Source organism: Gaetbulibacter sp. M235 (assembly GCF_043876835.1).
GTDB lineage: Bacteria > Bacteroidota > Bacteroidia > Flavobacteriales > Flavobacteriaceae > Yeosuana.
On sequence record NZ_JBAWJZ010000002.1, the window covers coordinates 117,682 to 142,691 of the forward strand.

Below are 25,010 nucleotides of genomic sequence, written 5' to 3' on the forward strand. Positions count from 1 at the left end.
TATGGCTACGGCAAATAATAATTTATCAGTTTATGATAAAACAACAATCCCAAACGCGAATAAATTTCGGTTTGGGATTGTTGTTTCAGAATGGAATGCAACTATAACAGAAGGGTTGTATAAAGGTGCTTATGAAACCCTGATTGAGAATGGGGTTTTACCAAACAACATTATTCGTTGGAATGTTCCTGGAAGTTTCGAACTTATTTATGGGTGCAAAAAAATGCAGGAGCAACTTGTTAATGCCGTTATAGCCATTGGCAGTGTAATTCAGGGAGAAACTAAACATTTCGATTTTGTTTGCGAAGCAGTTTCTCAAGGGATAAAAGACCTAAATGTGATGAATGAAACTCCGGTAATTTTTTGTGTGCTCACAGACAACAATATGCAACAAGCTATTGATCGTTCTGGAGGAAAACATGGGAATAAAGGAACAGAAGCTGCTGTTGCTGCTATTAAAATGGCAGACTTACGTAGAAGAAGTTAAATTAATTTCACTTTTAAAATTCAGTTAAACTCTCAAACATTGTTTTCTTTTGTTAACAATTTTTGGCATTTCCTTTTACGGTTTCTATCTATTTTTAAGTATTTTTGAAGGATATGCAAAAGATGTATTTTGTTAAAACCAAGAAAGAATAAATCATTTAGTTATACACCTAGATTTTCTAAAGATGTAGAATCTAATTCTGATAAAAAGGAAGTTCCTAAATACGGAGATTTTAGTTCTAAATGGAGAAATAATCAAGGGTTAAGTAATCATAAACTAAAAAAAGGGTTGTCACTGCCTTTGTTATTACTTGTTTTAGTTGTTATATTAATCTGCATGTACTTGTTAGATATTAAAGCTAAATAGCTTAATATTAATTAATATGGGAATATTCAAATTAAGAAAAAATAAAAAGTTTAGTTATACACCTCGTCATTTTGATGATAAAGGAGAAGGAAACCCCTTTGAAATAAAACACAAATTTGATGATTTTAGAAAAACCGTAGGTAATAATACTGGATTGAAGACTAAAATTAATAATGCACTTGACGATTTAAAAACTAACCCAGATAAAACAGCTAACAGAAGGATTATAATAATAATCTGTATACTTATTTTATTGTTTCTGTTTATCATAGATTTTGATTTGTCAATATTCTTTCCTAAAAAATAAATGGCAGACATTATACAATTATTACCTGATCATGTAGCAAATCAAATTGCAGCTGGAGAGGTTGTTCAACGTCCATCTTCTGTAGTAAAAGAACTGATTGAAAATGCTATCGATGCCGAAGCAAGCATTATAAAACTTATAGTTAAAGACGCAGGTAAAACTTTGGTTCAGGTAATTGATGATGGTAAGGGCATGAGTGTTACCGATGCCAGATTGAGTTTTGAGCGCCATGCAACCTCAAAAATAAGAACTGCAGATGATTTATTTCAGTTGCAAACAAAAGGATTTAGAGGTGAAGCTCTTGCTAGCATTGCCGCCATTGCACATGTTGAATTGAAAACCAAACAACTTCAGGACGAAGTTGGAACGTCTATAGTGATTGAAGGAAGTAATATCACTTCTCAAGATGTTGTAGTAACACCAAAGGGCACTTCAATATCTGTTAAAAACTTATTTTTTAATATCCCTGCCAGACGAAATTTTTTAAAGTCGAATGCGGTAGAATTACGCCATATTATTGACGAATTTCATAGAGTAGCTTTAGCGCATCCCAACATTTCATTTTTGTTTTATAATAACGGCAGTGAAATATTTAATTTGCCGGTAAGTAATTATCGACAACGTATTGTTAATATTTTTGGAGGTAAAACCAATGAAAAACTGGTTCCTGTTTCCGAAGATACAGAAGTGCTTAAAATTGCTGGTTTTGTTGGTAAGCCAGAATTTGCAAAAAAAACACGAGGTGAGCAGTATTTTTTTGTGAATGACAGATTTATTAAAAGTGCTTATTTAAATCATGCCATAGGTTCGGCATTTGATGGATTGCTTAAAAATGGCTTGCATCCTAGTTATTTTTTATACTTAACTGTTAATACACAAAGTATTGACATTAACATTCATCCTACAAAAACTGAGATTAAGTTTGATGATGAACATACAATGTATGCCTTATTACGTTCGGCAGTAAAACACAGTTTAGGGCAATTCAATATTGCTCCTGTTTTAGATTTTGAACGAGATCCAAATCTTGATACACCTTACAGTTATAATCAAAAAGAGATTAATATTCCGCCAGCTATTGAAGTTGATAGAACTTTTAATCCGTTTATAGAAGATTATAAATCTGGCAAGCAAATAACGGCTTTTAAGAAGCAGACCATAAATAATTGGGACAGTTTATATGTTGGTTTAGAATCGAAAGGCACAAAAACAGAACAAGATTTTAGTGAAGTACATTTTGAAAGTAATAATAATTCAGAATCTTTATTTGATGATAATAAACTAGATACGGTTCAAACAACATATCAGCTTCATAATAAGTACATTGTAAGTACCATAAAGTCTGGTATGATGATTATGGATCAGCATAGAGCGCATCAACGAATTTTGTATGAAGACTTTTTAGAAAATTTAACGGTTAAAGGAGCATCTAGCCAGCAGCTATTATTTCCTTTGCTACTTCATTTTTCAAAACAGGAAATTGAAATCATCAAACAATTAAAAGAAGATCTTGAACATACAGGTTTTATATTTTCAAACGTTACTAATGAAACCATTGAAATTACAGGCGTGCCCATAAGTATTCCTGAAAGTGAAGTGTCAATTATTTTAGAGCAATTAATTAGTGATGTTGAAAACGAAGTGCCAGACAGTAATTTTAGTGTTACTGATTTACTGGCAAAATCATTGGCTAAAAGTTTAGCTATTAAAAATGGACAACCTCTTAAAAAAAGTGAACAAGAACATTTAGTAAATAGTTTGTTTGCTTGTAAAGAACCCAATGTGTCTCCTACTAACAGAACAACGTTTGTGACTATGAGTGTAGACGAATTGGATAAAAAATTTATTTAAATATGATGAGAATATCAGAAACCGTAAAGCATTTAATAATTATTAATGTGCTTATGTTTATTGGAACATTAAGCATAGGAAACGGTACATTATTTTATGATTTATTTGCATTACATTTTCCCAAAAATCCAACATTTGAGTATTGGCAAATTATAACCCATATGTTTATGCATGGTGGAGTAACACATATTTTATTTAATATGTTTGCTTTGTGGATGTTTGGAACTCCTGTAGAACAATATTTAGGAAGTAAAAAGTTTTTATTTATATACTTATCGGCAGGATTAGGAGCGGTTGCTTTACAAGTAGGTTATTATTATTTTAACTTTTTGCCATCATATACTAACTTAATTGAATCTGGTATTAGTGCAGATGAAATAACCCACATGCTTAGTAATAATGAGGTGATTAAAGGAATTACTCAAGCTCAGTTTGCAAATCTTCAAAATATTTTCCCAATTTTTAATGCAACCATGGTTGGTGCATCTGGATGTATTATGGGAATTTTAGTGGCCTTTGGAATGATGAATCCTGAAGCAAAATTAATGATGATATTTTTACCAATTCCTATTAAGGCTAAATATTTTATTCCAGGTATTATTATATTAGATTTAATTTCTGGTGTTACTGGTCAATCATTTTTTAGCCCAAGCAATACGGCATATATGGCACACGTTGGAGGTGCTTTAACAGGATTTATCATTATGTGGTATTGGAAGAAGAACCAGTTTAATAAAAACCGTTGGTATTAATGACTTCACTTTCTCAAGACATAAAATCAAAATTATCTCGACTCAATGTTTTAGAAAAAATCATTGTTGTTAATGTGGTTATTTTTCTTTTAGGATTATTGCTGCAGTTAGCACAAGGAACTTTTCATCAGTCAAGTTTGTCATGGTTAGAGCTTCCTAGTGACTTTTCAGATTTTATTGTAAAGCCATGGTCTATAATAACCTATGCATTCGTTCATTACGATTTTTTGCATATTCTCTTTAATATGCTTTGGTTGTATGTTATTGGCGAATTATTTCTAAATTTATTCAATCCAAAACTAGCATTGAATGTTTATTTTTTAGGTGCTATTTCTGGAGGACTTTTATTTATGCTATGTTATACGTTCTTTCCGCAAATTTTTATGACTGGAAATAGATTGGTCGGAGCATCAGCATCTGTAAGAGCATTATTGATTTTTTTATGTGCCTATTTGCCAAATAAAGAAATACGTTTTTTTACCTTTAATTTAAAACTTTGGTATTTTGGTTTAGCGATTGTTATTATTGATGTTTTAGGACTTTTTGGAACAAATGCTGGTGGAAATCTGGCTCATGTTGGAGGTGCGTTTTTAGGATACATTTATGCAATTCAATTAAAAAAAGGGAACGATATTGGTAAAGGTTTTGAACGTTTTATGGATTGGATAGTTAGTGTTTTTAAATCAACAAAAAAATCACCATTAAAAACGGTTCACAAAAACAAATCAAAAGTAGGCGGTTATACTAAAACAGATTTTGATCAGTTTAATAACCAGAAAAAGATTGATGTTATTTTAGATAAAATAAGTAAAAGCGGTTATGATAGTTTAACTTCAGAAGAGAAAGAATTTCTTTTTAGGTCTGGTAAATAAATGGTATGAAGAAGTTGCAACTTTTTGATAAAATTGTATTTGTTTTTAATGCAATTGCTGCAACGCTATTACTTTTGTCATTTATTTTGCCCTATGTACCACCAAAGGCATTTTCATATCTTTCGGTACTTAGTTTAAGTGTACCATTACTTATCATACTCAATGTGTTGTTTCTTTTCTATTGGTTGTTAAAACTAAAAAGGCAATTATTTTTATCGTTTTCTATACTTTTTATTGGATATCTGTTTTACGGGTCTTTATACAAGTTTTCTTCTTCAAAAAATATTGATAATGAGAATGATATTAAAGTAATGAACTTTAATGTGAGGCTGTTTAATCTTTATGAATGGATTAAAGAAAAGGATGTTGATGTTAAAATCGTGAATTTTATTAAATCTGAAGCACCTGATATTTTATGCATTCAAGAATATCACCCAGATTCAACCATTGATTTTTCTTTTTTTAAGTATAAGTTTGAAGAGCTTTCAGGAAGCAGAACTAGACATGGACAAGTCATATTTTCTAAATATCCAATTATAAATTCTGGTTCCATTGAGTTTCCAAATACTGCAAACAATGCCATTTTTGTTGATATAGTAAAAGATAAAGACACACTAAGAGTGTATAATATTCATTTAGAATCTTTAAAAATTGATACCGATGTTGAGAAACTTAAAGAAGAAGGTTCTGAGCGTCTTTTTAAATTAGCAGGAAGTACTTTTAAAAGACAGCAATTTCAATCCGAATTATTTTTGCTTCATAAAAGCCAATGTAAGTACAAAATAATTATTTGCGGCGATTTCAATAATACAGCCTATTCGTATGTATACAGAAAAATTAAAGGTGATTTAAATGACACATTTAAAGAAGCAGGCAATGGTTTTGGTAGAACCTATGATTTTAAGTTTTTCCCTGTAAGAATTGATTTTATTTTCGCAGATGATGCCTTTATCGTAAATAAGTTTAAAACTTTTGATGAGCATTTATCAGACCATTATCCAATAATGACTTCCCTTGGTTTAGACGAATAAACCCCTTTTACATTAAAGAGCAATCAACCATATCGGAAATGATATGGATTGCCAAGCCTAAGGCCACTAAACGGGTTTTCTTAGGAAATAAAAGAATGATATAAATTCCAATGGCATAATAGGAATGTAATGGATGGAAATTAATGCTGCATCTGTTTGGGTCAAAAATGGGGTTAGCTAGAAGATGATCTATATCAATCCATAAACCAGATAGCATAATTAAAAAAGCCTTTATCCACATGTTTCTGTATGCAACAAAAGCAACTAATAAAGGGATTAATATATGGCAACCATAATGTATATATGTTTGAAGCATTACTGTATTTCTATAGTTTGCGATTCTAAATAATTAAGGGCATTAGGCCCTTCGTTAAACAACAAATCTAAAATGCTTAAGTTATTTAAAAAGCCATGTTTTGTGTCAAAAACCTGAGTATAAGGTTCAAATATTGGTTCTTCAGTTTTAGCATTTACTAAAAAGCGATAGTCAAACTTGTCTTCAACATTTTTTTGATAATTCTCTGTTTTTAAATAATTAATTTCTAATTGTAGGCATTCACAAATTGTTTCAAAACACTTTAAATTAAAATCTAAAATATAATCGGTTTTTGTTTTAAATAAAGGTTGAAGTTCATCTTCATAATATTCAAAAAACGGAGATGTTCTGTATGCAGATAATAATGATTTCCAATGTAAATCTTGCCAATTGGTTTCTTGAGAAATTTTTACATCACGATATTTTTGGCGATTCTTTTGTGTATGAATCACAGGAATATTCAATAATAATTTCCCGTTAGCAGCATAAATGTAAGTTCTGTTTCTATAAGTTTGCTTTAAGAAATTATCATCAGTTTCAAAAGTTATTGATTCTGCTTTTGAGATAGCTACAAAATGTGCAATGTTTGGAAAGCATGTAGGATGTATTAAAATGTTCATTTATTGATTAATAGATCGTCTTACTTTAGTAGGAGTGGACTTTTTATGCGTTAGCTTTTTTTCGTCTTCTCCATTTGTTAAAACCTGTCCAGCCTAAAACAACTACTAAAAACGGAATTAAATATGAAACTGGTTGTCCGCTTCCTCCAACAGTTGTAAATAATCTGTCCCAACGTATTTTGTCAAATCCTTTGCCATTGGTATTCCAACTCATCCAGACAAATACAGGTTTACCAACAACGTGATCAAAAGGTACAAATCCCCAAGCTCTCGCATCTTGAGAGTTATGGCGGTTGTCACCCATCATCCAATAGTAATCTTGTTTAAAAGTGTATGTGGTAGCAACTTTTCCGTTTATTAAAATTTGGTTTCCTTGAACATCTAAAGTATTTCCTTCATAAGCAGTTATAACACGTTTATAAAGTGGTAAGACATTTAAATTGATATCTATGGTCTTTCCTGCTTGTGGGATATAAAGTGGCCCAAAAAAATCGTTATTCCAGTTGTAATCTGGATTATGAGGAAAAATTCCAGGGTCTCTTTTTCCTTTTTCTTCTTTTAAAGGTGTGATACTTTTTACATTTGGATGATTTTTGAATTTACTCAAATCTTCATCTGTAATGGCTGGAAAATAACTAACGGATCTGTCTTGATTGTACTGAGGAAAATCTGTGATATTATATCTGCTTGCTAATTGATAATTGTTAAATGCCCCACTATTTGTTTCAACCATATATGAAAACTGAAGTTTTGCACGTTCAGGTAACACATTTTGTTTTCCGTTAATATAAACATAGCCATTTCTTACTTCTAACGAATCTCCTGGAAGACCAACACAACGCTTTACGTAGTTGGTTTTTTTGTCAATTGGTTTATAATAAAATTTATCAGTATGTCTCATATCCAGCATGGTATCAACAGGCCAGTTAAAAACAACAATATCATTATGTTTTATTTTTTGAAAACCTGGTATTCTCATATAAGGCAATTCGTAATCTGATAGGTATGATTTAATTTTTAAACCAGGAATGGTGTCATGAACCATTGGAGCAGCAATAGTTGTCATAGGTATTCTGGCACCATAATGAAATTTGCTTACAAACAAGAAATCTCCAACCAATAATGTTTTTTCCAAGGAAGATGTTGGAATGGTAAATGGCTGAATGAAATAGGTATGAACAATTGTGGCGGCAACAATGGCAAACAGAATTGAGCTAACCCAATCTCCCAAGCCAGTTCTTGGATGCAAACTTCTGTCTTCAACATATTTTATATCAGCTACATAGGTTAAATAAAAGTTGTAAAATCCTAAAGTAGCAACCGCTAAAATGGTATCAATATTTGAGTTTTTACCAAAACTTTTCGCAGTTTCTACCCAAACAACTGCAAACATTATGAGGTTTACAATTGGAAGAAATAATAAAATAGTCCACCACCAAGGTCTGTTTATAATTTTCATTAAAATAACAGCATTGTAAACAGGAATAAATGCTTCCCATGCTTGTCTACCTGCTTTTATATATAATTTCCATGTTCCTAAACCATGAATCCCTTGAATTACCAAGAAAAATATAAACCATTGCATTAATGTCATAATTATAAATTTTTATTGTTAGTGGCTACAAGCTTTTAAATGTTACTTGATTTAAAAACCTTAACCAATATTTAACACATCATTCATTGTGAAAACGCCTGTTCTTCCTTCAATCCATTCTGCTGCAATAACAGCGCCAAGAGCAAAACCTTGTCTGTTATGTGCAATATGTTCTATAGTGATAGTGTCAACTTCACTTTTGTAGGTAATAGTATGTGTACCAGGAACATCTTCAATACGCTTAGCTACAATTGGAATTGTTTTTTCTTTAATTTCATCAAGTTTCCAACTTTCGTAACCAGAATGTTCCGCAATGATACCATTTGCTAATGAAATAGCTGTTCCACTTGGAGCATCCAATTTTTGAGTATGATGAATTTCTTCTAAACTTACATCGTATTGTTTAAGGTTACTCATCATTCTAGCTAATATTTTATTGAGCTCAAAAAAGATGTTTACACCTAAACTGAAATTTGACGCATAAATAAAGGCACTTTGTTTTTCATTGCAAAGAGCAACTGCTTTATCATAATCTTGTAGCCAACCTGTTGTCCCAGAAATTACCGGTACTTTATGATTTATACAGTTTGAAATATTGTTAAAAGCTACAGTTGGAATGCTGAAATCTATAGCAACATCAGCTTTTGTGATATCATAATCATGGTCTTCTTTATCAACTGTAAGAACAATAGTATGCCCTCGCTGAATAGCTATTTGCTCAATGGTTTTTCCCATTCTTCCGTAACCAAGTAAAGCTATTTTCATTGTTTGAAAAATTAAAATTTAAAATTTAAAGTTAAGCCAACATCACTTTTCGCATCTAATTCATTTACTTTAAAATGTGGAAATAAAGTTAAATTTTCATTGACATTATATTGTAAAAGATGCGCATCAACATTAGCATCTATAATGTTAAGAGCATAAATTCCGATGGTAACTAAAAGTGATACTTCTTTGTTTTTTCTATAAAATTTTTGCGCTCTTTGTAATCCATCTAAAGTGATTCTATCATAAAATTCATCATCGTCAAAGCCGGCTAACCTACTTTTGTAGGCATCTCTATATCTTTTATACTCTTTATTGTTTGTAGTATAAAAATAAATTCCGGTTCCTAAAGCCCCATAAACAATAGGTATTTTCCAGTATTTTTTATTATAGGCTTGTCCTAAGCCAGGTAATACAGCCGAATAAAATGCTGCTTTCGCTGGGGATAATGGGTTAATTGGCTCTTGAATTTTAGTAACATTTTCAACAGTTAATGTATCTCTTGTTTTTTTATTCTTTTTGTTTTGTCCAAAAAGAGAAATGCAAAACAAAAGGAAGAATACATTGACTATTAAAAATTTATTTAGCACGTTCCACTAATTTTTTAAGGCGATTAAAATCTTCTTCTGAGTGAAAAGGAATTGTGATTTTTCCTTTTCCATTTTTAGAAACTTTAACATCAATTTTATGCCCAAAGTATTCAGAAAACTCTTTTATTCCATTTTTGATGAAATCAGGAACTTCGGTGCCTTTTTCAGTTTTAGGAAATACTTTAGATTCTTCAGAATTATTATAGTTTCTTACCAAATCTTCGGTTTCTCTTACTGAAAGTTTATTTGATAAAATATTTTCATAAATATCAAGTTGAACCGTTTGATCTTCAATAGTAATAATGGCACGACCATGACCCATGGAAATAAATCCATCACGCATTCCTGTTTGAATGATTGGATCGAGTTTTAATAAACGCAAATAGTTTGCTATCGTTGAACGTTTTTTACCTACTCGGTCGCTCATTTGCTCTTGAGTAAGGTTAATTTCATCAATTAATCGTTGGTAAGAAAGTGCAATTTCAATAGGATCTAAATCTTGTCGTTGAATATTTTCAACTAAAGCCATTTCTAATGACTCTTGGTCATTAGCTATTCTTATGTATGAAGGAATAGTTTCTAAACCTATAAGTTTTGAAGCTCTAAAACGTCGTTCACCAGAAACTAACTGGTAACTATTAAATCCTAACTTTCTAACAGTTATGGGTTGAATAACACCCAATTCTTTTATCGAAGAAGCCAACTCGCGAAGCGTTTCTTCATTAAAATTGGTTCTTGGCTGAAAAGGGTTTACATCTATAGAATCAATATCTAACTCAACAATATTGCCAATAACTTTATCTGCATTTTTATCTTGAACAGATTGAATATCGTTACTTGGGTCTTTTAAAAGTGCTGATAAGCCTCTACCTAAAGCCTGTTTTTTGGTTGCTTTAGCCATACTTTAAGAGTTTTTATTGATAATTTCTTTTGCCAAACTTAAGTAATTTGTTGCACCTTTACTACTTGCGTCGTATTTAATTATGTTCTCACCATAACTAGGAGCTTCACTTAAGCGCACATTTCGTTGTATAATGGTTTGAAAAACCATGTTGTTAAAATGCTTTTGAACCTCTTCAACAACTTGATTTGATAATCTTAATCTGGAATCGTACATCGTTAAAAGTAATCCTTCAATATCCAATTCTGGATTGTGGATTTTTTGAACACTTTTTATGGTGTTTAACAGTTTTCCCAAGCCTTCTAAAGCAAAGTATTCACATTGAATTGGAATAATTACAGCATCAGCAGCAGTTAATGCATTTAATGTAAGCAGCCCTAATGAAGGAGCGCAATCAATTAAAATATAGTCGTAATCGTTTTTTATATCTACTAAAGCTTTTTTTAGCATATATTCTCTTTCATCCTTGTCAACAAGTTCTATTTCAATAGCAACAAGGTCAATATGCGAAGGAATAACATCTAAATTTGGAGTGTCAGTTGAAATCACAGCTTCTTTGGCTGAGTTTGAATGTTCTAAAAGTTGGTAGGTTCCTATTTCAACAGTTTCAACATTAATTCCTAATCCAGATGTTGCATTTGCTTGAGGGTCAGCATCTATTAGTAACACTTTTTTTTCAAGAACTCCTAGTGAAGCTGCTAAATTAATAGACGTTGTTGTTTTTCCTACACCGCCTTTTTGGTTAGCAATTGCAATGATTTTACCCATTAATGATTTGGTTTTATGAACGGTAAAAATACAATTATTTATGAGGAATAAAAATCCAATTTGTTAACATTAAATCAGAATTTTTGCAACATACACTTGCCTTTTAAAAGGCTAATTCCCTTAATATTTTGATTTTCTTGTTTAGCAAAGTAGGAAATTTCGATATTTAACAATTATTTAAGATTGTTTAGGTTATATTTATGGATAATTTAAAATCATATTATGAAAAACATCAATCACTTTTTAAAAATTTCTTTGTCCCTCACATTATTTTGTTTAATGTCTTTTGTAACATTTGCTCAAGTTAAAAAAACTGCAAGTGTTGAAGGCATAAATGAATATACTTTAGATAATGGTTTGAAGGTTTTATTGTTTCAGGATAATTCATCTCAAACAATTACAGTAAACATTACGTACCAAGTAGGCTCTCGTCATGAGGGTTATGGTGAAAAAGGAATGGCCCACTTGTTAGAACACATGGTATTTAAAGGCACTCCAAATCATCCAAATATTCCAGAAGAATTATCTTCTCATGGAGCTAGGCCGAACGGGTCCACCTATTATGATAGAACAAATTATTTTGAAACTTTTAATGCTACTGATGAAAATTTAGATTGGGCTTTGGATTTAGAAGCAGATAGAATGGTTAATTCTTATATAGCCAAAAAAGATTTAGAATCTGAATTTTCAGTAGTTAGAAACGAGTTTGAAAGCGGTGAAAATTCTCCATCCAATGTATTAAGGTTAAAAGTTATAAATTCAGCTTATTTATGGCATAATTATGGACAAGCAACTATTGGTAATAAGTCTGATATTGAACGTGTTCCTATAGAAAATTTACAAGCTTTTTATAAAAAATATTATCGTCCAGATAATGCTGTACTTATGATTACAGGAAAATTTGAACCAGAAAAAACACTTGCACTTGTTCAAAAAAAATTCGGAGGTATTAAAAATCCAGAAACTCCTTTAAGAGATGTTCCAACAATTGAACCAGCACAAGATGGTGAAAAACGTGTTACAGTTAGTAGAGTGGGAGATTTACAAATAGTATCAGTGCTTTACCATTTACCAGCAGGCTCTCATGAAGATTATGCAGCGCTTCAGGTTGCAGAACAAATTTTAACAGATGAACCTTCCGGAAGACTTTATAAGGCTTTGGTTAACGAAAAAAAGGCGTCAGGAATTTGGTCATATTCACCTTTCACAAAAGAACCATCGTTTTTGTATATGAATGTTGATGTCCCTTCAGATAAGTCTTTGGCCGAAGCTGAATCAACAACTTTAAATCTTTTAGATGATTTATCAAAAAATCCTGTTACTGAAGAAGAAGTAAATCGAGCAAAATCGAACATATTAAAACAATATGATCAAATTTCTAGAAATTCAGCTTATTTAGGAACTTATATGAGTGAATTTATTGGAGCTGGAGATTGGAGATTATCTTTTATTCAACGTGATAGAGTTGAAAAAATGACTGTTGATAAAGTAAATGCAGCTATTCAAAGATATTTAATTAATACAAACAGAACTGTTGGAGAGTTTTTACCTACAAAAACCCCGATTAGAGTAGAGATTGAACATACAGAAGGTTTAAATGATTTAGTTACAAATTATAAAGGAAAAGAAGGTTTAGGAACAGGTGAAGCTTTTGATGTTTCATACGAAAACATTCAAAAAAGATTAGATACTGGCGTTCTTCAAAAGAAACCAATTGAGTACGGATTTATTAAAAAAGATAACCGTGGAGAAACAGTTACCTTATCTTTTGCAATAAGAAATGGTAGTTTGGAAAACCTTATGAATAAAGGAGTAGTAGCTAGTTATACCGCAAGAATGTTGAATAAAGGAACCACAACAAAATCTCGTCAAGATATTGAAGACAAACTAAGCGCTATAAAATCATCTGTATATTTTAGTGGTTCAAACGGACGTTTAACAGCTAATATAATAAGTACCAAAGAAAACCTAACGGAAGCTTTGAATTTGATGACAGACATGATAAAAAACCCTGTTTTTGATGCTGAAGAATTAGAAAAAATGAAAACTCAAGCTTTGGCTTCAATTGAAGAAAACAAAACAGATCCTCAGTTTTTGGCGTCTAGAAAATTAGGGTTAATAAATCAGAAATATAAAAAAGGACATCCACTTTATAATATGACTATTGATGAAGAAATTGAAGCTATTAAGAATGTTTCTGTAGCCGATTTAAAAGATTATCACAAGAATTTCTATGGAATTTCAAATAGTGCAACATTAACTGCCATTGGAAATATTGATGAGAAAGGTTTAAAAGACTATTTTGATAAAGAATTTGGTGATTATAGTTCAAGTTTGCCATTTACTCCAGTTAAAAATGAGTATAGTGAAAATACTCCTGCGAATGAAAAAATACTAACTCCAGATAAAAAGAATGCATTTACATTAGGAACTCTATCTTTTGAATGTAGTCAAGATAATGATGATTATGCAGCTTTACAGATAGCTGGAGAAATTTTTGGTGGAGGATTTTTAAATTCAAGAATTGCCACTCGTTTGCGTCAGCAAGATGGAGTAAGTTATGGAGCCGGTGGAATGGTAAGAGTTGATGATAATAAATCAGATAAAAATTCAATGGCTTTAATTTATGCTATCTATGCTCCAGAAAATGCAGCTAAAGTTCAAACAGGTTTTAAAGAAGAAATAGCCCGTTTTATTGATGGCGGTATTACTGAAGAAGAATTAAAAAGTGCCGTTAATGGTTGGGTGCAAGAACAAAATGTATCTAGAGCAAAGGACAATGAACTTTTAAGATTATTGAATAATAATATGTATTATGACAGAGACATGATGTTTCAAAAAAGCATTGAAGATAAAGTTACTGCTTTAACTGTGGCAGATGTTAATGCAGCTATCAAAAAATATTTTAAAACCTTAGATAATTGGACTGTTGTAAATGCAGGTGATTTTGAGAATTTTGAAATTAAAAATGGTGATAAAAAGGTGGATTAGTATAAGCCTTTTAAAAATAAAAAATCCAGTTAGATTATTTCTGACTGGATTTTTTTTATTTCCTTTAATCAATTAAAATTTCTAAAATTTTTATGGCAGCTTCACTGATTTTGGTTCCTGGTCCAAAAACAGCTACAGCTCCTGCATCAAAAAGATACTGATAGTCTTGTTTAGGAATTACACCACCTACAATAACCATAATATCATCCCTGCCATACTTTTTAAGTTCTGCAATAACTTGAGGGACTAAAGTTTTATGTCCGGCAGCTAAAGAGGAAACCCCTAATATATGTACGTCATTTTCAATGGCTTGTTTGGCAACTTCTTGAGGTGTTTGGAATAATGGCCCAATATCAACATCAAAACCAACATCTGCATAACCAGTGGCCACTACTTTAGCACCTCTGTCATGACCATCTTGCCCCATTTTGGCAATCATTATTCGTGGTCTTCTGCCATCTTGTTCAGCAAAAATATCAGCAAGTTCTCTTGCTTTTTTAAAGGATTCATCGTCTTTAATTTCTTTACTGTACACGCCGCTAAATGATTTAATTTGAGCTTTATATCTTCCAAAAACAACTTCAAGAGCATCGCTTATTTCACCAAGTGTTGCTCGTTCTCTGGCTGCTTCAATAGCTAAAGCTAATAAATTTTGGTTTCCTAAACGTGCAGCTTCGGTTAATTTTGTTAATGCCGAATTTACTTTAGCAGAATTGCGCTCAGTTTTAATTCTGTTTAAACGCTCTATTTGTTGTGCTCTAACAGTTTGATTGTCTACTTCAAGAGTTTGTATAGGGTCTTCTTCATCTAACCTATATTTATTAACGCCAACAATAACATCTTGTCCGGAATCAATACGAGCTTGTTTTCTTGCAGCAGCTTCTTCAATTCGCATTTTTGGTATTCCGGCTTCAATAGCTTTTGTCATGCCTCCTAAATCTTCTACTTCTTCCAAAAGTGACCAAGCTTTTTGAGCTATATCATGGGTTAAAGATTCAACATAAAAACTTCCAGCCCAAGGATCCACGGTTTTAGTTATTTTGGTTTCTTCCTGTAAATAAATTTGTGTGTTTCTGGCAATTCTAGCAGAAAAATCTGTTGGTAATGCAATGGCTTCGTCTAAAGCATTGGTATGCAAGCTTTGAGTGCCACCAAACGCAGCTGCGGCAGCTTCTATACAAGTTCTGGAAACATTATTAAAAGGGTCTTGCTCGGTTAAACTCCAGCCACTTGTTTGGCAATGCGTTCTTAGAATTAGTGATTTTTCATCTTTCGGATTGAATTGCTTTACTATTTTAGCCCAAAGCATTCTTGCTGCACGCATTTTAGCAATTTCCATAAAATGATTCATCCCAATTGCCCAAAAGAAAGAAAGGCGAGGAGCAAAAGTGTCAATATCCATACCAGCATCAAGGCCTTTTTTAATATACTCTAAACCATCAGCAAGTGTGTAAGCCAATTCAATATCGCAAGTGGCACCGGCTTCTTGCATATGATATCCCGAAATACTTATGCTATTAAACTTGGGCATGTTTTTACTGGTATATTCAAAAATATCTGAAATGATTTTCATGGATGGAATTGGTGGGTAGATGTATGTATTTCTCACCATAAACTCCTTAAGAATATCATTTTGAATAGTTCCTGATAATTCGGATTGTTTTACACCTTGTTCTTCTGCAGCTACAATATAAAAAGCTAGAATTGGTAATACGGCGCCATTCATGGTCATGGAAACCGACATCTTGTCTAACGGAATCTGGTCGAAAAGTATTTTCATATCTTCAACAGAATCTATTGCAACTCCGGCTTTTCCAACATCTCCAACAACTCTTTCATGATCACTGTCATAACCTCTGTGAGTTGCTAAATCGAAAGCTACAGATAAACCTTTTTGTCCTGCAGCTAAGTTTCTTCTGTAAAAGGCATTACTGTCTTCAGCAGTTGAGAAACCTGCATACTGTCGTATTGTCCAAGGTCTTTGAACATACATGGTTGCATAAGGACCTCGAAGAAAAGGAGCAATACCCGCACCAAAATTTAAATGGTCAATATTTTTTAAATCGTCAGCACTATAAGTTGATTTTACTTCAATTGTTTCTGCAGTTAAAAAAGTATTTTTAGAAATTGCTTTTTCATTTACAGTTTGTGTGTCTATTTTTATATGCTGAAGATTTTTCCTTGCCATTTTTAAAAGATTAAATTACTTGGTAATATTAAAATCTACTTTAGCTTTTTCTTTTACAGGTTGAGTAAAATCTACATCAAAAAGTTTTGCGTAAAACAAATCAAAAGCTACATAAGCTGCTAAATATTTATCAGTTAGCGTTAAACTGTAACTCGTTGCTAAAGGAGTTCCAAATAATTTTGGACTCATACTGTTGGTTGACAATAAAGCATTAAATGTGGTTTTTAAATCTGGATTAATGATGTTTTGTGAAATACAATGCACCAAATCGCTATTATAATTTAAGTGACTTTTTGGGCTATTTAAATCCCATAATTCAGAATCTTCTTTTAAGGCTTCAAATACTTTTAGTGTATGATCGGAAACGATTTCTCTGTAGTTTGCCCTATTAAAAACAGCTAATCTAACAAACTGAGAATAGGCTGTTAACAAACTTTTGTTTTCTTTACTGTAAAAGTTTAAGATATCATTTTCAAAACTATAGAGAGCTTCGTTGTATAATTTTGAATTTCCATTTTCACAAGCTAAAGCTATTGGTTTATCGGCAAATTCAAATTCTGTAAATGTGTTTTCTTTTTTACAACTTGTAATATTAAGTGCAAAAAATAAAACAATAAGGTAAAATTTTGTTTTCATTTTAATCTTCATTTTTTAATCGTTCTTGTTCTAGTTTTTCAGCTAATCGTTTTTCAATTATAGGTTCAATTAGTGTTTTTCTTTGATTTGTTTTTACAAAAGGATAAAGTTCAAGTTCATGTTTCATTTTATCATTAGGGTTTGGGTATTTATTACTTCCTAATAAAATATGCTTGCCTTCATCGAATTGTTTCTGTCCTTTTTCAGCACTTTCTTTAATTTTTCTTTGGATAGTTCCTTCTTTAAGTTGCTTAAGAAACCCAGAATTAGCTTCAATGTTTTTAAAAAGTTCCAACGATTTTTCGGCCAGCTGTTTTGTTAAAGTTTCAATATAATAAGCTCCATCTGAAGGATTGTTTACCTTATCAAAATAACTTTCGTGTTTTAAAACCAATAATTGATTACGCGCTATACGTTCACCAAACTCATTGTCTTTATGATAAATAGCATCATAAGGTAAATTACAAATTGTATTGGCGCCACCTAAAATGGCACTCATGCATTCTGTTGTGGTTCTTAACAAATTGGTATTGTAATCGTAAAGCGTTTTGTTTCGTTTTGTTGGAATTGCTATAATAAGGCATTCTGTATTAAAGCCATATTCTGTGGCAAGTGTTTCCCAAAGAATTCTAAGCGCTTTAAGTTTTGCTATTTCAAAAAAATAATTTGTACCTACAGCAACATTAAAAATAACTCTAGTTGATTCCTTTTTTTCTTTACTTAAAATAGCATCAAAATGATTTAAATATTCATTAGCTTGTGATAATCCATAAGCTAATTGCTGAACCATATTTGCACCGGCATTTTGATATAATGCCATGTCAACACTAATGGTGTTTGTTTTATTTACTATGGATTCAAACTCAACATGGTCATTCTGTAACGTACTAAACCAATTGCCACTTTTTGCAAGGTTACCAATAATATCTGTTTGAATATAAATATTTTCTTTATTTAAAATACCGAAAAACTGGTTGATATATTTTTCTGATAAAAATTGAAATTCAAAGTAAAGTGAATTAGAAGAAGTGTCAATATTTTCAATGAGGTCTTGAATAGAAACAGTCTCATTTGGAATTATAAATTTGATACTTTCTGCACCTCTTTCAATAGCATTTAATGCCTTTTTGTTCGATTTTTTTACATCAGCTACAAAAATGGATTGACAGATATTCCATTGTGTAGCTTTGGTTTTTGAAACTTTAAATGAATCTTTAAATTCATCAATATGATAAAATGGCTTTACATCAATATCTTCATTGGTTTTCCAAATAAGTGTGTCGTTATAATCTGCACCTTTAAGATCAAATTGTATTTTTTGTTTCCATTGTTTTGAGGTTACGGCATCAAATTCATTGAACAATAATTTACTCATTATCTTTTGTTTTTAAACTGTCTTCGTACTCAATAATAAATATTTCTTCACTGTCACGTTTCATGTAATATTCTTCACGTGCAAATTTTTCAAGACCTTCTTCTGTACTTAATTTTTTAATAGCTTTTTTGTCCTTTTCAATTTCTTTTTGATAGTAATCCTTTTCTGTTTCTAAATCATCAATATCAGAATTTAGTTCATGATGAATTAAATAGGAGTTTGCGTCAAAAAAAAGCATCCAAATAATAAACACAGTCAAGATAAGTATAAATACATTTTTGAAAGGCTTTAAATATTTAGATTTATTTTTGAAAACTGACATTTATAGTTTTTGGGTTATAATAGATCTTACGATATCGATTGCCACATTATTGTGCTTATTGTTTGGAATAATCATATCGGCATATTCTTTTGTGGGCTCAATAAACTGATCGTGCATAGGTTTTAAAGTGTTTTGGTAACGCGATAAAACTTCATCTAAATCTCTTCCACGTTCTGATATATCACGTTTTAAACGTCTTATTAATCGTTCGTCTGTATCTGCATGAACAAATAATTTGATATCAAACATTTCCCTGAGCTCAGAATTTGTAAAAATTAAAATGCCTTCAACAATCATCACTTTTCTTGGATGTGTATGAATGGTATCTCCGGTTCTATTATGTTTAACGAACGAATATACAGGTTGGTGTACCGGAATGTTGTTTTTTAGAAATTTTAAATGTTCAACAAGTAAATCAAAATCAATGGATCTTGGGTGATCAAAATTAATTTTTATACGTTCATCGTAACTTAAATTTGAGGTATCCTTGTAATATGAATCTTGAGAAATAACACCAACTTCGCCTTCAGGAAGTTCATTGATAATTTTATTAACTACAGTTGTTTTTCCGCAACCAGTTCCACCAGCAATTCCAATAATAAGCATGAAAGTTTAATTATAAGATTTCTACAAATTTAAAATTATTTCTTTGTAAATATTTTTAACCTTGATATTATTTTATACTTAATGTAGCTTGAGTTTTTTTAAAGTCAAAAAAAGAAAAATAATTAACTTGTTAGAAAAGAAAATTATATATTTGCGCCTCGTAACAAGAAAATTGTTTCGGGGTGTAGCGTAGCCCGGTTATCGCGCCTGCTTTGGGAGCAGGAGGTCGCAGGTTCGAATCCTGCCACCCCGACAAAGTTGTATATCAATCTACATCAAAAACCTGTTAATCGTATGATTTACAGGTTTTTGCATTTTTAAAAATATCATAGGAGAACAAAAAATACTGTTAAAAAGGTCAACAAATCGTATAACAAACACAGTTTAAAAAAAGTGTTGACCGAATTGTTAAAATCGAGCAATTTGTTGGGATATTAAATGTATCTTTAAATGATTTGACTTTCATCTGGTAATAAAACAATTATTAACGAAACGATGAAATCATGAAAACGACAACAACTTTCAGTATTCTGTTCTGGGCAGATCTTTCCAGGACAAAAGAAAACCAAGCCTCTATTTACGCACGAATCACGGTCAATGGTAAAAGGGCAACCATCAGTTTAAAGCGAAAGTTCCCGTAACGGATTGGGATGCCCACAAGGGAAAGTCAAGAGGTACTAACCAGAACACAAGAATCCTTAACAACTATTTAGAAGAGGTAAACAGCAGCCTTTTCAAATGCTACCAAGATTTAAAACTGGAACAGAAGCTCGTAACCTCGCAAGCCATAAAGGCAAGATATTTGGGGGAAGATGAAGAGAACCATTCCGTAATAGATATCATCAAGTACCATAACGAGGATATGCAGGGCAGGCTAAAGTGGGGAACTCAAAAGAACTATTATACCACACAAAAGTATATTACAGCTTTTTTATTAAAAGCCTATAGAACATCGGATAGATATCTAGAGGAACTGGATTATAACTTTATTATCAAGTTTGAGAAATACCTAAGGGGACACTTGCCCGATGACCATCAAAAACCGATGGGTAACAACACGGTGATGAAACATATCGAACAGTTCAGAAAACTAATAAACCTAGCATTTAAATTGGGGTGGTTGGACAGAGATCCTTTTGTTAATTTCAAATCACAGTTCATAAAAACGGAACGAGGATTTTTAAGCCTTCAAGAACTAAGGGCAATAGAGGAGAAGCAATTTACGATAGAACGATTACAACTGGTCAAAGATTTTTTTGTTTTCAGTTGCTATACCAATCTAAGCTATATAGATGTCATTAACTTGACGGAAGATATAACATTAACATAGGAATCGACGAAGAACTATGGATTCACTATAAGCGAGAGAAAACGACCAAGTCAATCAGGATACCATTGTTGCCACAAGCATTGGATATTATTGAAAAATATAAAACAAATAGGAAATCAAAGATTCTTGAGAACCTGTTTCCAACAATCTCAAACCAGAAACTGAATGCCTACCTAAAGGAAATAGCTGACCTGTGCAAATCAAAAAGAACTTTACATTCCACATAGCCAGACATACTTTAGCCACCACGGTAACATTGAGCAATGGCATACCGATTGAGACGGTCTCCAAATTGTTGGGACATTCCAGAAAATCGATCACCCAGATTTATGCCAAGGTCATAGAGCGTAAGGTAAGCGATGATATGAAAAAATTGAGGGAACAGTTTTTGAACGAAAAGAATGAACCACAGACGGCATATCAAAATTCATAAAACTGACAAAATATTTAGAAATATCTTTCGATTGATTCCTATTAAATTAAAATCCCTTTGAACACTCTAAATATGTTTGAAGGGATTTTTTGAGATTTTAATAAATTGGCAATTACTTTCTTCGGTATGGTATTATTTTTAATCAATTCTTTAAAACTTCAAAAGTTCAAATAAATTAACTTCTAAAGCTTTGGAAATAGAATATAATGAATAGGCAGTTGAGTTTACTTTACCATTCTCAATTTTTTCAATGGCTTGACGGTCTTTTCCGCATGCACGTGCTAAATCGGATTGGTTCAACCCTTTTATAGTTCTAAGCACAACCATTTATAATTTAGATTGTTGGAGTAATAATAAGAAAACAGAAAGCGAAATTCATTTTCCTAAATTGAAACATAAAAATGAAATTGTTTAAACGTTTGTCAAACAGTTAATTGTTTAATTTATAATTTTTATAAATATCTTTTAAAACAATTTTTTTGCCCAAAGAATCAACCACATTTAAATCATACCGTATATTTATTTTAGTGCCAATTGCTGCATAATAATAAATAACCCATGTATCAGCTTCTTTTGCACCAATACAGCCGTTAGAATATGCTTTTCCAAGCGTATTTGGGTTTGTTGTGGCATGAATTAATTGACCGTTTCTTATTCCATTTATTTCGGTTTCTATAAAAGGAATTTGAGGCATTTTGGTTACGTTGCCATCGTCTCTTTTTGTTACAAAATACTTATGCCCATCAACAGGATTGTAATAGTCTGGATAACGTACATAATTTACAATGAAACCACTCCCAGTTTTGGTTTTTAAATCTATCTCTCTATTGGCCATTTTAAGATATTTCTTTTTCAGTTGCCCAACTCGTATTGGAAATTCGTAAAGCAAACTTGAATCTTCAAAAATCCGAAGTTTAAATTCAGGGATATTAACATCAATATATGTTTTTTCAAATGATTGAAGCAATTTTTTTGTTAAAGCCAAATCTGGTAGAACCAGTATATCATTTTTATTGAAAACCAACATGTCTTTTTGATTATATACAAATGAGCCTTTTGTTTTCATTATATAATAATCTGTGTTTTTTAGTCTATCAATAATCCAAGGGTTTGCTCTTACCAAAAGATGTTCTGTTAACACATAAGGCGTAACTGAATCATATTTTTTAATTACTGAATCTAAAAACTGAAAGTAGCTTCCAACGGTTACCGACTTGTCAATTAAAACTGATTTCGATAATTTCCCTGTATCCTTTTTAACAATAATGTTAGAGGATGAAATTAGAGAATACTTATGATTTGGGTTGTGAAATATTATAAAAACTAACAAGACAATTATCAAAAATAGCGAGGTAAATAATTTTGATAACATCTTGTTAGTTTTGTTGATTAATTTTTTATTAACTCATTTAAAATGATGTCCTTGTCTAATTTTTTTGTACAGAAAAACCAGTCTTCACAAGTGATGCCATTTTTTGATGTCATACGTTCTTCTGCTACACCACAAGATCCAGCTGGAGAAATTATTACATCATCTCCTGGGTTCCAATCAGCTGGCGTTGCAACATTAAATTTGTCAAACGTTTGCATAGCAATTAAAGCTCTATATATTTCATCAAAATTCCTTCCCAAACTTAAAGGATAATAAATTAATGCTCTTACTACACCTTCAGGGTCAATAAAGAATACGGCCCTCACTGCTTGGGTTTTACTTTCTCCAGGTTGGATCATACCATATTTTTTAGCAATTTCCATGGTAATGTCTTCAATTAATGGAAATTTAACCTCAACATGGTTCATGCCGTTGAATTTAATTTTTTCCTTGATAGTTCTTAACCAAGCAATATGACTGTATAAACCATCAATTGAAAGTCCGATTAATTTACAATTGGCTTTTTCAAATTTGGTTTCTAAACTTGCGAACGTAATAAATTCAGAGGTGCAAACAGGAGTGAAATCTGCAGGATGACTAAACAAGATAACCCATTTACCTTTATAATCTGAAGGGAAATTTACAGGACCTTGAGTTGTTACTGCTTTAAATTCTGGTGCTTTATCTCCAATTCTAGGAATTGAAAATACTTTTTCTTGTTCTTGAAGTGTTTCCATTTATTTTAATTTTTATTATGAACTTTTAATCTATGTAGAAAAGATTTGGTTTTTGTCAGGAAATTATTTCTTTCTCCAAAGGGTGGATAGCCAATTTTTGAAAGTGTTTTTTTTACCAGAATTAAATCCTCTAGAGTTTGATATTCAAAAGTTAAGGTGGCAAATTGCCTTTTAATAGATATATTAGATATGTGTTTTAGCTTTGAAAGCTTTTTTAAAATGGTTTCTTCACAATATTCACATTTTAAGTTTTGTATGTATAAAGTAGTTTTCATACGGTGATTTTTTAATACTTAAAAGTATGTTTAGAAACAATAAATAGAAATGATTAAAATCAATTTGAAACTGTCTTTTTTGAAAAGATATTATAGCCTGTTAAAGCTTTAACAGTAGCATTGTAGCCAATATTGAAGATATCTGTAAGATGGTTTTTATCAAAAACACCATATTTGTTTAACTCTTTTGGATAAACCATTAAATCACAAAATTTAAATTTTTTCTGATCTTCTCTTACCGATTTTATTGTAAAAGCTCGTTCTATAACATTGTGTGAGTGTTTTAAATCTTTAATGTTTATTGCGTCAAAACTATTTACATAAATTCCAATTATTTTATCGCATTTAGGCTTTAATAATTCTACAGGAAAGTTATTCAGTGAGCCTCCATCTATATAGTATTTATGATCAATTTCCACTGGTGTAAATACACCAGGAATTGCAGCTGATGCTAAAATGGGTTTGATAAGTTCACCCTTATTAAAGACTTTTAATTCACCGTTTAAAATATTTGTTGTGGTAATACTAAGGTCTTTTTTCAAAAATGAAAAATCATCATTTTTCAAGTAGGCTTTAAACTCTGGATAGAATTTTTCAGCATCAATAAAACCAGGTTTGTTCAATGCATATTTTTTAATATCAAGTATATTTATTCCTTTGAAAAACTTAAACATATCTTCATAAGAATAACCATAGGCGTAGAGTGCTCCTACAATAGCGCCAGCACTTGTTCCTGCTATATGTGTTGGAAAAATATTATTTTCTTCAAGCGCTTTTATAGCTCCAATATGTGCTGCTCCACGCATGCCTCCACCAGATAAGGCTAAACCAATATTCATTTTTCAAGAATTAATATTAGTTGAAAGTACTTATAATTAAAGGTTTAGGAATTGATAAATATCAACAATAGTAACGAATCACCATTAGATTTTTTTACTATTGATGTTTCATTGTGTCACTGATATTTCGATAGTCAAATTTGAATATTTAATATTACTTGACTTCGTTTAGGAAAAACTTTATGATATCTGCAGTAGACACAATGCCTGCCAGTTTATCATTATCAAGAATAGGAATGGCATGATAATATCCTTCTGCTAAAACCTTTGAGACATCTTCAATTGTTGATGAAGCAGTTAAAAAAAATGGCTTTTGAGTCATGATATCTTTAACCTTTAATTCTTTATAAATTTTGTTATCATCACTAATTCCACTTCCAGATATATTATACATAAAATCTATTAAGCTAACCATTCCAACTAATTTTTCGTTTTCCACAACCGGAATATGATGATGGAATTTTTTTTTCTCATAAATATGCTTGACATCTAATAGTGATTGTTCTGGAGTTACACTCACTACATTTTTTGTCATGACTGTTGATATAAAATCAGTTTTCATAAGATTAATTTTAGTTATCTAACACTTCTAAAATTATATTATAATGATGAGTTCCTAAATGATTTTAATCATTTAGGACTTGGTTAATAAGCGATATATTTAATATAGAAAAGTTAAATGAAAG

At 31.3% G+C, this 25,010-nt stretch carries 29 protein-coding genes and 1 tRNA gene; 12 read left to right on the top strand and 18 right to left on the bottom strand.

The genetic code is table 11. The features are described 5' to 3' along the window. Position 1 precedes the first annotated feature (1 nt). The 7 genes from ribH (at position 2) to V8G69_RS03160 (ending at position 5,666) form a co-directional block, all read left to right on the top strand. Positions 2–487, top strand: a complete 486-nt coding sequence (gene ribH, locus V8G69_RS03130) for a 6,7-dimethyl-8-ribityllumazine synthase (RefSeq protein ID WP_394880319.1) — start codon at positions 2–4, stop codon at positions 485–487. A gap of 129 nt (positions 488–616) precedes the next feature. After that, on the top strand, positions 617–853 hold the full coding sequence (locus V8G69_RS03135) for a hypothetical protein (protein WP_394880321.1): 237 nt from the start codon (positions 617–619) through the stop codon (positions 851–853). 16 nt (positions 854–869) lie between these two features. Then, positions 870–1,160 carry a riboflavin synthase subunit beta gene (locus V8G69_RS03140; RefSeq protein ID WP_394880323.1) on the top strand — a complete coding sequence of 97 codons (291 nt, stop codon included), beginning with the start codon at positions 870–872 and terminating at the stop codon, positions 1,158–1,160. Further along, positions 1,161–3,011 carry a DNA mismatch repair endonuclease MutL gene (mutL, locus tag V8G69_RS03145; RefSeq protein WP_394880325.1) on the top strand — a complete coding sequence of 617 codons (1,851 nt, stop codon included), beginning with the start codon at positions 1,161–1,163 and terminating at the stop codon, positions 3,009–3,011. A gap of 2 nt (positions 3,012–3,013) precedes the next feature. Beyond that, positions 3,014–3,763: a rhomboid family intramembrane serine protease gene (locus tag V8G69_RS03150; protein WP_394880326.1), complete on the top strand. Its 750-nt coding sequence runs from the start codon at positions 3,014–3,016 to the stop codon at positions 3,761–3,763. Then, positions 3,763–4,635, top strand: coding sequence for a rhomboid family intramembrane serine protease (locus V8G69_RS03155; protein ID WP_394880328.1), 873 nt, complete (start codon positions 3,763–3,765; stop codon positions 4,633–4,635). Before V8G69_RS03150 ends, V8G69_RS03155 begins: the two co-directional genes overlap by 1 nt. Before the next feature lie 5 nt (positions 4,636–4,640). Beyond that, positions 4,641–5,666, top strand: coding sequence for an endonuclease/exonuclease/phosphatase family protein (locus V8G69_RS03160; protein ID WP_394880329.1), 1,026 nt, complete (start codon positions 4,641–4,643; stop codon positions 5,664–5,666). A gap of 7 nt (positions 5,667–5,673) precedes the next feature. On the opposite strand, the gene V8G69_RS03165 is transcribed toward V8G69_RS03160, so the two are convergent. Genes V8G69_RS03165 through V8G69_RS03195 form a run of 7 tightly spaced genes read right to left on the bottom strand, consistent with a single transcriptional unit; the run spans position 5,674 to position 11,220 of the window. Continuing rightward, a complete protein-coding gene (locus V8G69_RS03165; protein WP_394880331.1) occupies positions 5,674–5,982 on the bottom strand; it encodes a DUF6122 family protein in 309 nt (102 codons plus the stop codon). Continuing rightward, on the bottom strand, positions 5,982–6,602 hold the full coding sequence (locus V8G69_RS03170) for a WbqC family protein (protein ID WP_394880333.1): 621 nt from the start codon (positions 6,600–6,602) through the stop codon (positions 5,982–5,984). Before V8G69_RS03170 ends, V8G69_RS03165 begins: the two co-directional genes overlap by 1 nt. A gap of 43 nt (positions 6,603–6,645) precedes the next feature. Then, a complete protein-coding gene (lepB, locus tag V8G69_RS03175) occupies positions 6,646–8,196 on the bottom strand; it encodes a signal peptidase I (protein WP_394880335.1) in 1,551 nt (516 codons plus the stop codon). 60 nt (positions 8,197–8,256) lie between these two features. Continuing rightward, positions 8,257–8,961, bottom strand: coding sequence for a 4-hydroxy-tetrahydrodipicolinate reductase (gene dapB / locus V8G69_RS03180; protein ID WP_394880337.1), 705 nt, complete (start codon positions 8,959–8,961; stop codon positions 8,257–8,259). An 11-nt stretch (positions 8,962–8,972) separates the two neighbouring features. Then, on the bottom strand, positions 8,973–9,551 hold the full coding sequence (locus tag V8G69_RS03185; RefSeq protein WP_394880338.1) for a DUF5683 domain-containing protein: 579 nt from the start codon (positions 9,549–9,551) through the stop codon (positions 8,973–8,975). Then, positions 9,541–10,452 (bottom strand): ParB/RepB/Spo0J family partition protein, encoded by a 912-nt coding sequence (locus V8G69_RS03190; RefSeq protein WP_394880340.1) that lies wholly within the window; start codon positions 10,450–10,452, stop codon positions 9,541–9,543. The genes V8G69_RS03185 and V8G69_RS03190 overlap by 11 nt, the downstream gene beginning before the upstream one ends. 3 nt (positions 10,453–10,455) lie before the next feature. After that, complete coding sequence (locus tag V8G69_RS03195) at positions 10,456–11,220, bottom strand: ParA family protein (RefSeq protein ID WP_394880342.1); 765 nt, start codon at positions 11,218–11,220, stop codon at positions 10,456–10,458. Positions 11,221–11,442: 222 nt separating this feature from the next. On the opposite strand from V8G69_RS03195, the gene V8G69_RS03200 reads away from it, so the two are divergent. Continuing rightward, positions 11,443–14,211 carry a M16 family metallopeptidase gene (locus tag V8G69_RS03200; protein WP_394880344.1) on the top strand — a complete coding sequence of 923 codons (2,769 nt, stop codon included), beginning with the start codon at positions 11,443–11,445 and terminating at the stop codon, positions 14,209–14,211. 64 nt (positions 14,212–14,275) lie between these two features. On the opposite strand, the gene scpA is transcribed toward V8G69_RS03200, so the two are convergent. Genes scpA through udk form a run of 5 tightly spaced genes read right to left on the bottom strand, consistent with a single transcriptional unit; the run spans position 14,276 to position 19,338 of the window. Beyond that, the gene (gene scpA, locus V8G69_RS03205) at positions 14,276–16,399 is read right to left on the bottom strand and encodes a methylmalonyl-CoA mutase (protein ID WP_394880345.1); all 2,124 of its coding nucleotides are present in this window, start codon (positions 16,397–16,399) and stop codon (positions 14,276–14,278) included. A gap of 15 nt (positions 16,400–16,414) precedes the next feature. Continuing rightward, positions 16,415–17,035: a hypothetical protein gene (locus tag V8G69_RS03210; protein WP_394880347.1), complete on the bottom strand. Its 621-nt coding sequence runs from the start codon at positions 17,033–17,035 to the stop codon at positions 16,415–16,417. Position 17,036: 1 nt separating this feature from the next. After that, complete coding sequence (locus V8G69_RS03215; protein ID WP_394880349.1) at positions 17,037–18,410, bottom strand: methylmalonyl-CoA mutase subunit beta; 1,374 nt, start codon at positions 18,408–18,410, stop codon at positions 17,037–17,039. Beyond that, positions 18,403–18,732, bottom strand: coding sequence for a septum formation initiator family protein (locus V8G69_RS03220; protein WP_394880351.1), 330 nt, complete (start codon positions 18,730–18,732; stop codon positions 18,403–18,405). Before V8G69_RS03220 ends, V8G69_RS03215 begins: the two co-directional genes overlap by 8 nt. Then, positions 18,733–19,338, bottom strand: coding sequence for a uridine kinase (udk, locus tag V8G69_RS03225; RefSeq protein ID WP_394880353.1), 606 nt, complete (start codon positions 19,336–19,338; stop codon positions 18,733–18,735). Positions 19,339–19,516: 178 nt separating this feature from the next. Here udk and V8G69_RS03230 point away from each other — a divergent pair. From V8G69_RS03230 to V8G69_RS03245, 4 genes are all read left to right on the top strand, one after another. Beyond that, positions 19,517–19,591 (top strand) — tRNA-Pro (locus tag V8G69_RS03230). 250 nt (positions 19,592–19,841) lie between these two features. After that, positions 19,842–19,979, top strand: coding sequence for a hypothetical protein (locus V8G69_RS03235; RefSeq protein ID WP_394880354.1), 138 nt, complete (start codon positions 19,842–19,844; stop codon positions 19,977–19,979). Positions 19,980–20,140: 161 nt separating this feature from the next. Next, positions 20,141–20,668 (top strand): site-specific integrase, encoded by a 528-nt coding sequence (locus V8G69_RS03240; protein ID WP_394880356.1) that lies wholly within the window; start codon positions 20,141–20,143, stop codon positions 20,666–20,668. A gap of 193 nt (positions 20,669–20,861) precedes the next feature. Then, positions 20,862–21,101 (top strand): tyrosine-type recombinase/integrase, encoded by a 240-nt coding sequence (locus tag V8G69_RS03245; protein ID WP_394880358.1) that lies wholly within the window; start codon positions 20,862–20,864, stop codon positions 21,099–21,101. A gap of 150 nt (positions 21,102–21,251) precedes the next feature. Here V8G69_RS03245 and V8G69_RS03250 read toward each other — a convergent pair whose 3' ends face one another. The 6 genes from V8G69_RS03250 to V8G69_RS03275 form a co-directional block, all read right to left on the bottom strand. Next, positions 21,252–21,428 (bottom strand): helix-turn-helix domain-containing protein, encoded by a 177-nt coding sequence (locus tag V8G69_RS03250; RefSeq protein WP_394880360.1) that lies wholly within the window; start codon positions 21,426–21,428, stop codon positions 21,252–21,254. A gap of 103 nt (positions 21,429–21,531) precedes the next feature. Continuing rightward, complete coding sequence (locus tag V8G69_RS03255; protein WP_394880362.1) at positions 21,532–22,473, bottom strand: L,D-transpeptidase; 942 nt, start codon at positions 22,471–22,473, stop codon at positions 21,532–21,534. Positions 22,474–22,490: 17 nt separating this feature from the next. Beyond that, positions 22,491–23,210 carry a peroxiredoxin gene (locus V8G69_RS03260; RefSeq protein WP_394880364.1) on the bottom strand — a complete coding sequence of 240 codons (720 nt, stop codon included), beginning with the start codon at positions 23,208–23,210 and terminating at the stop codon, positions 22,491–22,493. Positions 23,211–23,215: 5 nt separating this feature from the next. After that, positions 23,216–23,485: a cation transporter gene (locus tag V8G69_RS03265; protein ID WP_394880366.1), complete on the bottom strand. Its 270-nt coding sequence runs from the start codon at positions 23,483–23,485 to the stop codon at positions 23,216–23,218. Between the two features lie 59 nt (positions 23,486–23,544). Continuing rightward, positions 23,545–24,324 carry a patatin-like phospholipase family protein gene (locus tag V8G69_RS03270; protein ID WP_394880368.1) on the bottom strand — a complete coding sequence of 260 codons (780 nt, stop codon included), beginning with the start codon at positions 24,322–24,324 and terminating at the stop codon, positions 23,545–23,547. 154 nt (positions 24,325–24,478) lie between these two features. Continuing rightward, a complete protein-coding gene (locus tag V8G69_RS03275; RefSeq protein WP_394880370.1) occupies positions 24,479–24,886 on the bottom strand; it encodes an HPP family protein in 408 nt (135 codons plus the stop codon). Positions 24,887–25,010 lie beyond the last annotated feature (124 nt).